Annotated in this window: 10 protein-coding genes, 3 tRNA genes, 1 pseudogene and 1 other annotated feature; of the genes and pseudogenes, 9 read left to right on the top strand and 5 right to left on the bottom strand. The window is 63.8% G+C overall.

Features of this window, described 5'->3' with window-relative positions; translation table 11 throughout:
• Positions 1–4 precede the first annotated feature (4 nt).
• Both ACGI6K_RS16700 and thiO read left to right on the top strand, forming a co-directional pair.
• Complete coding sequence (locus ACGI6K_RS16700) at positions 5–106, top strand: prepilin-type N-terminal cleavage/methylation domain-containing protein (RefSeq protein ID WP_376945257.1); 102 nt, start codon at positions 5–7, stop codon at positions 104–106.
• A 402-nt stretch (positions 107–508) separates the two neighbouring features.
• Positions 509–1600 (top strand): glycine oxidase ThiO, encoded by a 1092-nt coding sequence (thiO, locus tag ACGI6K_RS16695; RefSeq protein WP_376945241.1) that lies wholly within the window; start codon positions 509–511, stop codon positions 1598–1600.
• 69 nt (positions 1601–1669) lie between these two features.
• Here the strand turns inward: thiO and ACGI6K_RS16690 are convergent.
• Positions 1670–1995 (bottom strand): annotated as a pseudogene (locus tag ACGI6K_RS16690) (helix-turn-helix domain-containing protein); the annotation flags it as partial.
• Between the two features lie 131 nt (positions 1996–2126).
• A complete protein-coding gene (locus ACGI6K_RS16685; RefSeq protein ID WP_376945243.1) occupies positions 2127–2369 on the bottom strand; it encodes a PP0621 family protein in 243 nt (80 codons plus the stop codon).
• A gap of 228 nt (positions 2370–2597) precedes the next feature.
• Between ACGI6K_RS16685 and ACGI6K_RS16680 the strand changes: the two genes are divergently transcribed.
• On the top strand, positions 2598–4232 hold the full coding sequence (locus tag ACGI6K_RS16680; protein ID WP_376945245.1) for an NAD+ synthase: 1635 nt from the start codon (positions 2598–2600) through the stop codon (positions 4230–4232).
• Positions 4233–4336: 104 nt separating this feature from the next.
• Here ACGI6K_RS16680 and ACGI6K_RS16675 read toward each other — a convergent pair whose 3' ends face one another.
• Positions 4337–5350, bottom strand: a complete 1014-nt coding sequence (locus tag ACGI6K_RS16675; RefSeq protein WP_376945247.1) for an outer membrane protein assembly factor BamD — start codon at positions 5348–5350, stop codon at positions 4337–4339.
• 146 nt (positions 5351–5496) lie between these two features.
• Between ACGI6K_RS16675 and rluD the strand changes: the two genes are divergently transcribed.
• From rluD to ACGI6K_RS16645, 6 genes are all read left to right on the top strand, one after another.
• The gene (gene rluD / locus ACGI6K_RS16670) at positions 5497–6468 is read left to right on the top strand and encodes a 23S rRNA pseudouridine(1911/1915/1917) synthase RluD (protein ID WP_376945249.1); all 972 of its coding nucleotides are present in this window, start codon (positions 5497–5499) and stop codon (positions 6466–6468) included.
• On the top strand, positions 6468–7196 hold the full coding sequence (pgeF, locus tag ACGI6K_RS16665; RefSeq protein ID WP_376945251.1) for a peptidoglycan editing factor PgeF: 729 nt from the start codon (positions 6468–6470) through the stop codon (positions 7194–7196). The genes rluD and pgeF overlap by 1 nt, the downstream gene beginning before the upstream one ends.
• 172 nt (positions 7197–7368) lie before the next feature.
• Positions 7369–9933, top strand: a complete 2565-nt coding sequence (clpB, locus tag ACGI6K_RS16660; protein WP_376945253.1) for an ATP-dependent chaperone ClpB — start codon at positions 7369–7371, stop codon at positions 9931–9933.
• A 168-nt stretch (positions 9934–10101) separates the two neighbouring features.
• Positions 10102–10177: transfer RNA gene (locus ACGI6K_RS16655), tRNA-Asn, on the top strand.
• Positions 10178–10186: 9 nt separating this feature from the next.
• Positions 10187–10263 (top strand) — tRNA-Pro (locus ACGI6K_RS16650).
• 15 nt (positions 10264–10278) lie between these two features.
• Positions 10279–10354, top strand: a tRNA-Lys gene (locus ACGI6K_RS16645).
• A 418-nt stretch (positions 10355–10772) separates the two neighbouring features.
• Here the strand turns inward: ACGI6K_RS16645 and ACGI6K_RS16640 are convergent.
• Together ACGI6K_RS16640 and aepX are read right to left on the bottom strand one after the other, a co-directional pair.
• A protein-coding gene (locus ACGI6K_RS16640; protein ID WP_377968784.1) for an IS3 family transposase occupies positions 10773–11995 on the bottom strand; the annotation gives its coding sequence in 2 pieces (ribosomal slippage) (positions 10773–11710 and positions 11710–11995; 1224 coding nt in all).
• Positions 11601–11717: a sequence feature (AL1L pseudoknot), on the bottom strand. (Overlaps the previous gene by 117 nt.)
• A gap of 534 nt (positions 11996–12529) precedes the next feature.
• On the bottom strand, positions 12530–13420 hold the full coding sequence (gene aepX, locus ACGI6K_RS16635) for a phosphoenolpyruvate mutase (protein WP_435576098.1): 891 nt from the start codon (positions 13418–13420) through the stop codon (positions 12530–12532).
• Positions 13421–13454 lie beyond the last annotated feature (34 nt).

Below are 13454 nucleotides of genomic sequence, written 5' to 3'. Positions count from 1 at the left end.
CGGCCTGTGCGGGTTCGCCTTGACCGAGTCGGTGGTCGCGCTCGCCGTATTGGCCATCCTGCCCGGCATGCTCATACCTCTGTTGCGCTTTTCTCGGCGCGGGTAGCCGGGAGCGACTGGTCGAGGTCGGCCTGACGGGGCGAATCTCGGTGAGGACCACCGCGAATGGACTGTGCCCATGCGCGTGGGCAGTCGTCGCGGCAGTCGGCGTTCGCGACAGGGCAATCGCATGCAATGCCTGCCCGATACTGGGCTGGAAAGGTTGTGTGAGCCTTGGCATGGCTGCTTGCCGGGGGGCCGAAACAGAAGGTATCCGACCACTCGGCAAGCAGCCAATGCACTGGATCTGAAGACCACGCCGGAACGACCAAGCACACAACCTTTCCAGTCCGGTATCGAGCGAGCGCTTCATGCGATTGCCCTGGCGTTCGCGATAAATACTGGCCGGCAGTCATCCGGCGGAGGTATAACGGGCCGATTTAAAGCCCGTTTTGTTGGGGAGGGTGTGATGCGAGTCCTGGTGGTTGGCGGTGGTGCCATCGGTATGTTGTCGGCTCAGCGGTTGGCGGAGGCTGGCCTGGAGGTCCACCTGCTGGATCAGGGCCCGCTTGGCCAGGAATCCTCCTGGGCCGGCGGCGGCATAGTGTCGCCGCTCTATCCCTGGCGTTACAGCCCGGCGGTGACTGCGCTGGCGCACTGGTCGCAGGATTTCTATCCGGCCCTGGGCGAGCGCTTGCGGCACGAGACCGGCATCGATCCCGAGGTGCACGTCACCGGCCTCTACTGGCTGGATCTGGAGGACGAGGCCGAGGCGCTAGCTTGGGCGGCCCGCGAGAAACGGCCGCTGGAGGCCGTGGACATCGGCTCCGTGCATCAGGCGGTGCCGGCCCTGGGGCCGGGCTTTTCGCGGGCGCTCTTCATGTCGGGCGTGGCCAACGTACGTAATCCTCGGCTGCTCGCTTCGCTGCGCGCGGCACTGTTGCGCATGCCCAACGTGGTTCTCGAGGAGAGCCGCGCGGCGACCGGTTTCGTTCGCGAGGGCGGGCGGATCGTCGGGGTGAGCACGCCGTCCGGCGACCTGCGTGCCGATCGAGTTGTGGTCGCGGCTGGCGCCTGGAGCGGCAAGCTGCTCGCTACCCTGGGACTGGAATTGCCGGTCAAGCCGATGAAGGGCCAGATGATCCTCTACAAGTGCGCCGAGGATTTTCTGCCGCGGATGGTGATGGCCGATGGGCGCTACGCGATTCCCCGGCGGGACGGGCACATCTTGGTGGGCAGCACCCTGGAGGATGTCGGCTTCGACAAGACCCCCACGGAGGAGGCCCTCGCGAGCCTCAAGGCGTCCGCCGAAGCGCTGCTGCCGGCGCTGGCCGGCGCTGAGGTGGTCAGGCACTGGGCGGGGCTGCGGCCGGGGTCTCCCGAGGGCATTCCCTATATCGGTCCGGTGCCCAGTTGCGAAGGCCTGTGGCTGAACTGCGGGCATTTCCGCAATGGGCTGGTGCTGGCGCCGGCGTCCTGCCAGTTGTTCGCCGACCTGCTGCTGGAGCGCGAGCCGATCATCGATCCGGCACCCTATGCGCCGGCAGGAAGGATCGGATAGCACCGAACTCTCGCCCCGGCGACGTGGCGGGCTTCCCCGAAGCAGATCCGCCGGGGGATGGGCCGGAGCTCAGTCGGTACCCGGTTTCTTCAGACGGTAGCGCATGGAGCGGAAGGTCAGGCCCAGGCGCTGGGCTGGCAGCGGTTCGGTTCCGGCGCCTCTTCGAGGGCCTGCACGATCAGCCGGCGTTCGATTTCTTCCAGATGGTTCTTGAGGTTGCCGATGTCCGCCCGCGTCGTTCCGCCGTTCTCGGCGGACTCCGGGGTGTTGCAGAGGTGCAGGTCGCGAGCCAGGATCAGGGCGTTCTCGCAGAGGCTATGGGGCCGTTCCAGCATATTCTTCAGATCGCGTGCGTTGCCCGGAAAACGGTGGCTACGGAGCTTTTCCAGGGCATCTCGCCAAGCTGGGCAGGGGGCTGGTCGGCTTCCTCCGCCACTAGCCGATATCGGTAGTACGGGAGCAGGCGCTCGCCGAGGTGTCGTCCAGCGGAGCGCCGCGCGGCGAGGCATTACATTCCGGCAAAGGGTCAGCGTCTACCGCGTCGCGGACCCTGGGTCAGGTGCGCCTGGCTGCAGTACCAGCGGCTGCCTTCGGCGAGGGCTTCCTCGCGCGGCAGGTGTATGCCGCAGTGGGCGCAGCGGACCATGGGCTTGGGGGCGTCGGGACCGCTCTTGTCGACGGGAGGGGCGGCGGGGCGCGTCAGTCTGCGCCAGAGCCAGATGACGGCGATGATGACGAGGATCCAGAACAGCAGACGAAACAGGCCCATGAGGTGCTCTAATCGAAAGAGAGCCGGCATTTTAGCAAGCCGGGGTTTGCCGGGGCCATGCCACTGTCTGCTTCGGTGCGTTGGCCGGCAGTGTCGAGGATGCTTTCTGGCTCTTCCCGCCAGGGGCTTTCGTGCGTTGTTTCCGTGGGCGCCGATGCGGGAGAATGAATTTTTTCGGAGCGCGCCCGTGGCATGCCGGGTGCGTCATATTCATCGGTGGAGACGGCCATGAGCCAAACCCTGCGGGTCGTGATGGCCCAACTGAATCTGCGCGTCGGCGATGTGCACGGCAATGTCGAACGCATCATTGAGGCGGCTTGCAGTGCCCGCGACGACCGGGGCGCGGATGTCATCGTGTTTCCCGAATTGGCGCTGTGCGGCTACCCGCCGGAGGATCTGCTGCTGCGCTCGAGCATGCAACTGCGTATCGAGCAGGGCCTGCAGCGACTCAAGGACGAAGTGCGGGGCATCTATCTGGTAATCGGCTACCCCTGGCTGGAGGATGGGCGGCGCTTCAACGCCGCCGCGGTGATCGCCGATGGCGAGCTTCTCGCGAGCTACTATAAGCAGCATTTGCCGAACTATCGGGTGTTCGACGAGCGTCGCTACTTCGACCCAGGCACCGCGGCTTGCCTGCTGGATATCAAGGGTATCTCCGTGGCCCTGTCGATCTGCGAGGACATCTGGTTCCCCGGACCCATGCGCCAGGCGCGCGAGGCCGGCGCACGGCTCATGCTCAGCTTGAACGCCTCGCCCTTCCACCTGGACAAGCAGCGCGAGCGCGAGGAAATCCTCGTTGCCAGGACGAGCGAAGGCGGCATGCCGGTGATCTACGTTAACCAGGTCGGCGGCCAGGACGAACTGGTCTTCGACGGCGGTTCCTGCGTGGTCGCGGCGGACGCTCAGGTCGTCCAGCGGGCGCCGGCCTTCGTCGAAGGGCTCTATCCAGTCGATCTCGGCATCGGGGACGACGGGGCGGTTACGCCGCTGGCCACCAACTGCGCGCCACTGCCCGAGCTGGAGGCGAGCGTGTATCAGGCGCTGGTGCTGGGGGTGCGCGACTATGTGTGCAAGAACGGCTTCAAGGGCGTGGTCCTGGGGCTATCCGGCGGTATCGATTCGGCCCTGACCCTGGCTGTGGCGGTAGATGCGCTCGGAGCGGAGCGGGTCGAGGCGGTGATGATGCCCTATCACTACACGGCGCAGATGAGTCTCGAGGATGCCGAGGCCGAGGCGCGCGCCCTGGGCGTGACCTATCGGGTGCTGCCGATCGCACCGATGGTCGAGGCCTTCATGGGGACCCTGGCGCCGGTGTTCGAGGGGCTCGGCCGGGATACCACCGAGGAGAACCTGCAGGCGCGCTGCCGCGGTACCCTGCTGATGGCCATTTCCAACAAGAAGGGCTATTTGGTACTGACCACTGGCAACAAGAGCGAGATGGCGGTGGGCTACGCGACGCTCTACGGCGACATGGCCGGGGGCTTCGACGTGCTCAAGGACGTGCCCAAGACCTTGGTGTTCCGTCTCTGCGATTACCGTAACCGCCTGGGGGCGGTGATTCCCCAGCGGGTCATCGACCGCCCGCCGTCGGCCGAATTGGCTCCGGGCCAGAAGGACGAGGATTCCCTGCCGCCTTATCCGGTGCTCGACGAGATCCTCAAGCTGTATATCGAGTACGACCTCTCGGCTAACGCCATCGTTGCCGAAGGTTTCGACGAGGACACCGTCAGGCGGGTGCTGCGGTTGGTGGATCTCAACGAATACAAGCGCCGCCAGGCCGCGGTCGGGGTACGGGTGACCCAGCGTGGCTTCGGCCGGGACCGGCGCTATCCGATCACGTCCGGCTGGCGGCTGGGGGATTGAGCGAGGAGAAGAGCCCGCGGGGAGTCTTGCGTGTGGCCGCTCCGTTGTCGGAGCGGGAAGGAGGCCTTGGGCCTCCCTTCCCGTTGCTTGCTGCCGGCACTGCTTCAGTCCAGCAGGCGCAGGGGGTTCCACCAGGCGCGCTTGGGCTTGCGATCGGCGCTTTCGACCGCTTCGCGGGTCTCCTCGCCTTGCTTCAGGTCGGCGCGGATTTCCTGGCGGGCCTCCTCGTACATGCGGCGGATGTCCTGATCGGCGCGGGTTTCGCCCGGCGGCAGCGGCGGTTTGCTCTCGATCAAGCCGAGAGTCGCCTTGCCCAGCCAGGAGCGGTTGTCATCCTCTTCCTCTAGCGGCACGAACTGGCCGTTCTGCAGGCTGGGGTGGTCGGGATAGTTCAGCTTCAGGGTTTCCAGGCTGGTGGCGGCCAATTCGTCCAAAGTCATGCGCTGGTAGGCTTCGATCATCACCGCCAGGCCGTCGCCCACCGAGGGCGTTTCCTGGAGGTTCTCCACAACATAGCGACCCCGGTTTGCGGCAGCGACGTAGGCTTCGCGCCTCAGGTAGTAATGGGCGACGTGGATCTCGTAGGCGGCCAGCAGGTTGCGCAGATAGACCATGCGCGCCTTGGCGTCCGGCGCATAGCGGCTATTCGGGAAGCGGCTGGTGAGCTGGGCGAACTCGTTGAAGGAGTCGCGGGCCGCGCCCGGATCGCGCTTGGTCATGTCCAGCGGCAAGAAGCGCGACAGTAGCCCCCGGTCCTGGTCGAAAGAAGCCAGCCCCTTGATATAGTAGGCGTAGTCGACGTTCGGGTGTTGCGGGTGCAGGCGGATGAAGCGCTCCGCGGCCGAGCGCGAGGCGTCCGTTTCCTGGCTCTTGTAGTAGGCGTAGATCAGTTCGAGCTGTGCCTGTTCGGCGTAGCGGCCGAACGGATAGCGCGATTCGAGGGCCTTCAGCTTGGTGGTCGCGGAGCCGAAGTTCTCGTTGTTGAGGTCATTCTGGGCCTGCTGGTACAGCTCGGTTTCGCTCAGATTCTCGTCGACGACTTCCTCCTTCTCTTTTTTCGATCCGCAGGCGGCGATGAGAACGAGCGAGGCGATCAGCAGCAGGTGTTTCAGGTGCATGGAGGCTGTGCGTCCCTGTGACGGCGGCTGTCGGGGGCCGGGCCGTCCTGTTATGATGGGCGCCCCGCACGAGCCGGGGCAGAGGGGCCGTATTTAATCACAAGCGCATGGTCGAAACCAAAGGCCATGCCCCGCCGTTGCCGAGCATGTCAATACATAACGATCAGGCTATCCGACTTCGCGCCGAAGTCCCCGTCGAGCTGGGCGGCCAACGCCTGGACCAGGTCGCCGCACAACTCTTCGCCGAGCATTCGCGCTCGCGCCTGGCCGCCTGGATCAAGGACGGGCGACTGACCGTCGATGGCGCCGCGCTGCGCCCTCGCGACATCGTGCATGGCGGCGCGCTGCTCGAATTGGATGCCGAGCAGCAGGCGCAGGGCGAGTGGATCGCCCAGGCCATCGAACTGGACATCGTCCATGAGGACGAGCAGATCCTGGTGCTGAACAAGCCAGCCGGGCTGGTCGTGCATCCGGCTGCCGGGCATGCCGACGGCACCCTGCTCAATGCGTTGCTGCACCATGTGCCGGGGTTGGTCAATGTGCCGCGCGCGGGCATTGTCCACCGCCTGGACAAGGACACCACCGGCCTGATGGTGGTGGCCAAAACCCTGCAGGCGCAGACCCGGCTGGTCGAGCAATTGCAAAAGCGCAGTGTCAGCCGCATCTACGAGGCCATAGTGATCGGTGTGATCACCGCCGGCGCCACCATCGATGCGCCCATCGGCCGGCATGGCCAGCAGCGCCAGCGCATGGCGGTGGTCGAGGGCGGCAAGCCCGCGGTCAGCCATTACCGTGTGCTCGAACGCTTCCGTGCGCATACCCATGCCCGTATCAAGCTGGAAACCGGGCGGACCCACCAGATCCGCGTGCATATGGCGCACATCGGCTATCCGCTGGTGGGCGATCCGGTCTATGGCGGGCGTTTCCGCATTCCGCCGGCGGCCAGTCCGACCCTGGTGCAGGCGCTGCGGGAGTTTCCGCGCCAGGTCCTGCACGCCCGCTTCCTCGAACTGGATCACCCGGCCAGCGGCGAGCGCCTGAAATGGGAGGCGCCGCTGCCGGACGATTTCGTCTGGCTGCTGACGCTGCTGCGCCAGGACAACGAGGCGTTCGTCTGATGGATACCTGGCTGGCGCCGGATTGGCCCGCGCTGGCAAGGGTGCGCGCCTGCGTGACGACTCGCACGGGAGGCGTCAGTGTCGCGCCTTTCGACAGCTTCAACCTCGGCGACCATGTCGGGGACGAGCCGGAAGCCGTGGCCGAGAATCGTCGACGTCTGCAGTCCGGCCTCGGCTGCGAGCTCGCCTGGCTGCGCCAGGTGCATGGAGTGACGGTGGTTCTGGCCGATCCGGCGCTGACGCCCGAGGCCGATGCCTGCTGGACGGACCGTGTGGGTGTCGCCTGCGCTATTCTCACCGCCGACTGCCTGCCGGTACTGTTCTGCGATCGTGCCGGCACGCGCGTGGCGGCAGCCCATGCCGGCTGGCGCGGGCTGGCCGGCGGCGTGCTGGAGGCGACCCTGGATGCCCTGGCCGTGGCGCCACAGGAACTGCTGGTTTGGCTCGGTCCGGCTATCGGACCGGCGGCCTTCGAAGTGGGTCCCGAGGTGCGCGAAGCTTTTCTCGAGCATCATCCGCAGGCTGCCGCAGCCTTCGTGCCGAGCCGAAACCCCGGGCGTTTCATGGCCGATCTCTATCGGCTCGCCCGCATCCGGCTGGCTGCCCGCGGTATCGAGGCGGTTCATGGCGGTGGTTTCTGCACCGTCCGGGATGAGCGTTTCTACTCCTATCGCCGCACGCCGCGTACCGGCCGTTTTGCCAGTCTGGTGTGGCTGGCCGCGCCCTGATCGCCTCGTTTCGCGGCCGGGCGGGTTTCCGTGCCGATTTTTCGGTTCATGGGCCGGGCTGCTGATGCGGATCCATTTTGCGGCCTTGAATCCCCGCCGATCATCCTTATCTATGCTTCAACCCGGCAGACCATCCAGTACGCCAGCACGCTCTTTCAGGAAGGATGACTCCATGCGAATCGACCGATTGACCAGCAAATTGCAACTTGCCTTGTCCGATGCCCAGTCCTTGGCAGTCGGCCTCGACCACGCCGCCATCGAGCCGCTACACCTGATGCAGGCGCTGCTCGATCAGCAGGGGGGCTCGATCAGGCCGCTCCTGATGCAGGTCGGCTTCGATATCAACGGCCTGCGCCAGGCTCTGAGCAAGGAACTGGATCAACTGCCCAAGCTGCAAAACCCCACTGGCGACGTGAATCTGTCCCAGGACTTGGTGCGTCTGCTTAACCAGGCGGACCGCTTGGCCCAGCAGAAGGGGGATCAGTTCATTTCCAGCGAACTGGTGCTGCTTGCTGCGCTGGACGGCAACACCCGCCTGGGCAAGCTGCTGCTCGGCCAGGGCGTGTCGAAGAAGGCCATCGAGAACGCCATCAGTAACCTGCGTGGCGGCCAGACGGTGAACGATCCGAATGCCGAGGAGTCCCGCCAAGCCCTGGACAAGTACTGCGTCGACATGACCGCCCGGGCCGAGGAGGGCAAGCTCGACCCGGTGATCGGACGCGACGACGAGATCCGCCGCACCATCCAGGTGCTGCAGCGGCGTACCAAGAACAACCCGGTGCTGATCGGCGAGCCGGGTGTCGGCAAGACCGCCATCGTTGAAGGTCTCGCCCAGCGCATCGTCAACGGCGAAGTGCCGGACGGACTCAAGGATAAGCGCCTTCTGGCGCTGGACATGGGCTCGCTGATCGCCGGCGCGAAGTTCCGCGGCGAGTTCGAGGAGCGCCTGAAAGCCGTGCTCAACGAACTGGCCAAGCAGGAGGGGCGCGTCATCCTGTTCATCGACGAACTGCACACCATGGTCGGCGCCGGCAAGGCCGAAGGCGCCATGGACGCCGGCAACATGCTCAAGCCCGCTTTGGCGCGTGGCGAGCTGCATTGCGTCGGCGCCACCACTCTCGACGAGTACCGCCAGTACATCGAGAAGGATGCCGCGCTGGAGCGTCGCTTCCAGAAGGTGCTGGTGGACGAGCCGAGCGAGGAGGATACCATCGCCATCCTGCGCGGCCTGAAGGAGCGCTACGAGGTGCACCATGGGGTGACTATCACCGACGGCGCCATCATCGCTGCGGCCAAGCTGTCGCACCGCTACATCACCGACCGCCAATTGCCGGACAAGGCCATCGACCTGATCGACGAGGCAGCCAGCCGCATTCGCATGGAGATCGACTCCAAGCCCGAAGAACTGGATCGCCTGGATCGCCGGCTGATCCAGTTGAAGATCGAGCGTGAAGCGCTGAAGAAGGAAACCGACGAGGCGACCAAAAAGCGCCTGGCCAAGCTGGAAGAGGACATCGCCAAGCTCGAGCGCGAGTACGCCGACCTTGAAGAAGTCTGGAAGTCGGAGAAGGCCGAGGTGCAGGGCTCGGCACAGATCCAGCAGCAATTGGAGCAAGCCAAGCTGGATCTGGAGGCGGCACGCCGCAAGGGCGATCTGAACCGGATGGCCGAGCTGCAGTACGGTTCGATTCCAGAGCTGGAGCGCAAGCTGGCAGCCGCCGACGGCGGCCAGCCGCGGGAGAACCAGTTGTTGCGCAATCGTGTCACCGACGAGGAGATCGCTGAGGTGGTTTCCAAGTGGACCGGTATCCCGGTGGCCAAGATGCTTGAGGGCGAGCGCGAGAAGCTGTTGAAGATGGAGGAGCTGCTGCATCAGCGGGTGATTGGCCAGAACGAGGCGGTGACCGCCGTGGCCAATGCGGTGCGGCGTTCCCGCGCCGGGCTCGCCGATCCGAACCGGCCGAGCGGCTCTTTCCTCTTCCTCGGCCCGACCGGGGTCGGCAAGACCGAGCTGTGCAAAGCGCTGGCCGAGTTCCTCTTCGATACCGAGGAGGCCCTGGTGCGTATCGACATGTCCGAGTTCATGGAGAAGCACTCGGTCGCCCGCTTGATCGGTGCCCCTCCGGGTTATATCGGCTATGAGGAAGGCGGCTACCTGACCGAGGCGGTGCGCCGCAAGCCCTACTCCGTGGTGCTGATGGACGAGGTGGAAAAGGCTCACCCCGATGTGTTCAACATCCTCCTGCAGGTGTTGGAGGACGGCCGTCTGACCGATAGCCACGGGCGCACCGTGGACTTCAAGAACACCGTGGTGGTGATGACTTCCAACCTCGGCTCGGTGCAGATCCAGGAGCTGGCCGGCGATCGCGAGGCGCAGCGGGCGGCGGTGATGGATGCGGTAAGCCACCATTTCCGGCCAGAGTTCATCAACCGCATCGACGAGGTGGTGGTGTTCGATCCACTGGCCCGCGAGCAGATCGCCGGCATCGCCGAGATCCAGTTGAAGCGCCTGCGCCAGCGTCTGGCCGAGCGCGAGCTGAGCCTCGAACTTTCCGATGAGGCCCTGGACAAGCTGATCGCCGTCGGTTACGACCCTGTCTACGGGGCACGGCCGCTGAAGCGGGCAATCCAGCGCTGGATCGAGAACCCACTGGCGCAGCAGATTCTCGCCGGGCAGTTCGCGCCTGGCGCGAAAATTTTCGCCAGGGTGGAAGGCGACGAGATCGTCTTCGGCTGATGCTGCTCTTTCGCCCTCTCCCGCATCGACGGCAGAGGGCGAAAAATAAGTGTTTGCTGCAAAAAGTATTTTCAAGGGTTGACAGAGGCGCCGGGAATCGTAAAATGCGCGCCACTGCAACGGACACGGTGTTTGCGTTTCGTTGCAAGTACTAGAAGTGATGAAAGTTCCGCGATAGCTCAGTCGGTAGAGCAAATGACTGTTAATCATTGGGTCCCTGGTTCGAGTCCAGGTCGCGGAGCCAGCTTTCAGACGGGGTATAGCGCAGTCCGGTAGCGCGCCTGCTTTGGGAGCAGGATGTCGGGAGTTCGAATCTCTCTACCCCGACCATCTCTTCACTCGCTTGGGTCGTTAGCTCAGTCGGTAGAGCAGTTGGCTTTTAACCAATTGGTCGTAGGTTCGAATCCTACACGACCCACCATCTCTACCCAGGGCCCTCCTTTCGGAGAGTTTTGGCGTTTCTCGCAGCTAACACAAGCAGCCGTCTGTCGCGAAACATAGCCTTGCGGTTAAGTGATGTCAAACGCGATGTGTCTTCCCGATGGCGCTCTAGCACTAGGCTGGGGGGCTGGAAGAGACGCTATTGCGTTTGTTATCTATCGCTGAGACAAGCGCGACTCTTGAGGTCTGGTTCTCAAATTCGGATGAACGGCGTTTTCAATACGTCGAACCGTTTGTGATTGTCACCCTGATCTTACGCGGGCTTCGAATCTGCTTGGGGTAGAGGCTCTGGCGTTGCTGGATCGCAGGGGTGCTTCTGCTTTGATCGATTGCACAGACGTCGAAAGCAACTGGTCCAGTGAACCGCCCCGGGAATTCCGGAGGCTCTTTGGTGTGAGTCATGCCGCTTGGGGTGACTCGTTAAGTTGCTGATAGTAGATCGCTTCGGCTTCTGCCGGCGGCCTGTTCCCGATGGGCTCCAGTAGCCGTCGGTGGTTGAACCCGTCCACCCATTCCAGCGTCGCCAGCTCCACGGCCTCACGATTCTGCCAGGAACGGCGATGGATCACCTCGGCCTTGTACAGGCCATTGAGGGTTTCGGCCAAGGCATTGTCATAGGAGTCACCCACGCTGCCCACCGAGGGCTCGACCCCAGCTTCAGCCAAGCGCTCGGTGTAGCGGATCGAGACGTACCGCACGCCACGGTCGCTGTGATGGATCAGACTGCCCTGGCCGACCGGTCGGCGGGCATACGACGCCTGCTCCAACGCATCGAGTACAAAGTCGGTACGGGCTGAACTGGACACGCGCCAGCCGACGATACGCCGGGCGAATACGTCGATGACAAAGGCCACGTAGATGAAGCCCTGCCACGTACTGACGTAGGTGAAGTCCGACACCCGGAGCGCATTGGGCCGCTCGGCGCGGAACGGGCGGTTGACCTTGTCCAGTGGGCACGGGTTGGCCTTGTCGCGGGTCGTAGTCTTGACCGATTTGCCGCGTACGACGCCTTGTAGGCCCAGTCGCTGCATCAGCCGCTCCACCGTACAGCGCGCAACCCTCACACCTTCCCGCAGGAGTTGCCGCCAGACCTTGCGCACGCCGTAGACCTGGAAGTTCTCCTCCCAGATCCGCTGGATATGCCTGCTCAGTACCTCGTCACGCCGTGCTCGCGAGGAATGCCGCTCAGGGTCGGCCTGGCCTTGTGCATGGGCGTAGTGGGTCGACGGAGCAATCGGCAGTACCCGGCAGATCGGCTCGACTCCATAAACCTCACGATGGTCGTCGATGAACGCCTTCATGGCCTGAAGCGGCGGTCGAGCTCCGCCTGGGCAAAATACGCGGACGCCTTGCGCAAGATCTCGTTGGCCTGGCGCAACTCACGCACTTCACGCTCCAGCGCTTTGATCCGCTCGCGCTCGCCGGTGGTCTGGCCTTCCCGTTTGCCCATATCGCGCTCGGCCTGGCGCACCCAGCGGCGCAGGGTTTCAGCGGTACAACCGATCTTGGCGGAAGTCGAGCGGATCGCCGCCCACTCCGACTCATGGTCGTCTTGATGCTCCAGCACCAGACGAACCGCTCGCTCGCGGACTTTCGGGGAGTACTTCGTCGTTGTCTTCATGGCTCCATCCTCTCAAGAGTGGGAGCCTCCGGGAAAGCCGGGGCGGTTCAGAACAATGCCTGAAAGGGCTCGGGGGAAAGGCCTGTTATACGAAAGGTCTTGTGCTTCTCCAGTCGGCCACTGCCTGCTGAGTGCACTATCCGTTTCTTGCTGTCAGATACGTTGTCTACGGAACGACGAATTCGGCGCTGGGGGCATGGGACCATTCCCGAAGCTGTAAAAACAGTGGTGACGTGTTCCAGGTCGCGAATGATGAGCCGCCGCGGCGTTGGCTGCCCAATTGCCCAGCCAACGAGCGTCGATGATCAAATGCGATGAGGCTATGAGCGTTTTTACACACTCTGGGCCAATAGCTGTCAAGGCCAACAACTCACAGCTGCCGCCTGGCTGCGCGGGGCCTTTGCCTCTAACGAAGAACTCCGGATAACAGCACGGCCAAGAATCCTGGCGAATTCCACAACACGGTGTCATGCGGTACTACTTAGCAACATCGAGGATGTTAATAACGCTACAATCTTTTTATAAAACATTTGCTCAGCGTGTCCCGGGAATCAAATCCAGGATATCCTCAATGCCAAGACAGCGCTGCTCGACTTCCAGCGTCCGTCCATGCCTCAGAATATCCGTGGCCACTTCCCGCATGGCCATGTAGGCGCTGCGAAGCATGTGGTTGGCGTAGATCACCACGTTGAAGCCTGCAGCCTGCAGTTCGTCAAAGCTCAGGTGGGCGTAGCTGGTAGGTACGCACACCAACGGCACATGGGCGCAGTGCTCACGGAAGCGCCGGGCAAATGCCAGGATCTCCCCGCCGTCTTTCTTGCGGCTGTGAATCATGATGCCGTCGGCACCCGCCTCGACATAAGCCAGGCAGCGCTGCAAGGCGTCGTCCATGCCCCGGTCCAGGATCAAGCTCTCGCAGCGCGCGATGATCATCGCCCCTTGAGGCCCGCTGCTCGCCCGCCCCAGGCGGATCTTCTGGCAAAACCCGTCGACCGACTCCTGGACCTGACTGACCTCGTTGCCGAACAATGAGTTCTTCTTCAGGCCGCACTTGTCCTCGATCACTACGGCGCCGACGCCGGCGCGGTCCAGCATCTTGACGTGGATGGCGAAGTGCTCCGGCTTGCCGCCCGTATCGGCGTCGTAAATCATCGACAAGGTGCACACATCGAAGATCTCGCGAATTCCCTGCAGCCGGTTGCTGGGGGATAGAATCTCGATGTCGGGCAAGCCGCGGTGGGTCGAATCGGTGAGTGAGCTGGACCAGACCGCGTCAAAGGCCACGCTGTGGCCGGGGCTTGGCTCCAGACGCAATTGCTCTGCCAGCAAGGCCGAGATGGGGCTGTGCACCTCCAGGACCCGCAAGCAAGGCTTGCTGGCCAGCAAGGCGCGAAGGTTGGTTCGACGACTATCTGCTTCCTGCATACGACACCTCGTATATGAAAAGGGGACCAGGCGG

The organism is Azorhizophilus paspali (assembly GCF_043587585.2).
Classification (GTDB): domain Bacteria; phylum Pseudomonadota; class Gammaproteobacteria; order Pseudomonadales; family Pseudomonadaceae; genus Azotobacter; species Azotobacter paspali.
This window is presented reverse-complemented; position numbering and strand designations above follow the sequence as displayed.

Bases quoted from the DNA above. Each gene is read 5' to 3' on its own strand.
- thiO (WP_376945241.1), top strand. From the start codon at position 509: ATGCGAGTCCTGGTGGTTGGCGGTGGTGCCATCGGTATGTTGTCGGCT.
- ACGI6K_RS16685 (WP_376945243.1), bottom strand. From the start codon at position 2,369: ATGGGCCTGTTTCGTCTGCTGTTCTGGATCCTCGTCATCATCGCCGTC.
- ACGI6K_RS16680 (WP_376945245.1), top strand. From the start codon at position 2,598: ATGAGCCAAACCCTGCGGGTCGTGATGGCCCAACTGAATCTGCGCGTC.
- ACGI6K_RS16675 (WP_376945247.1), bottom strand. From the start codon at position 5,350: ATGCACCTGAAACACCTGCTGCTGATCGCCTCGCTCGTTCTCATCGCC.
- rluD (WP_376945249.1), top strand. From the start codon at position 5,497: ATGTCAATACATAACGATCAGGCTATCCGACTTCGCGCCGAAGTCCCC.
- pgeF (WP_376945251.1), top strand. From the start codon at position 6,468: ATGGATACCTGGCTGGCGCCGGATTGGCCCGCGCTGGCAAGGGTGCGC.
- clpB (WP_376945253.1), top strand. From the start codon at position 7,369: ATGCGAATCGACCGATTGACCAGCAAATTGCAACTTGCCTTGTCCGAT.
- aepX (WP_435576098.1), bottom strand. From the start codon at position 13,420: ATGCAGGAAGCAGATAGTCGTCGAACCAACCTTCGCGCCTTGCTGGCC.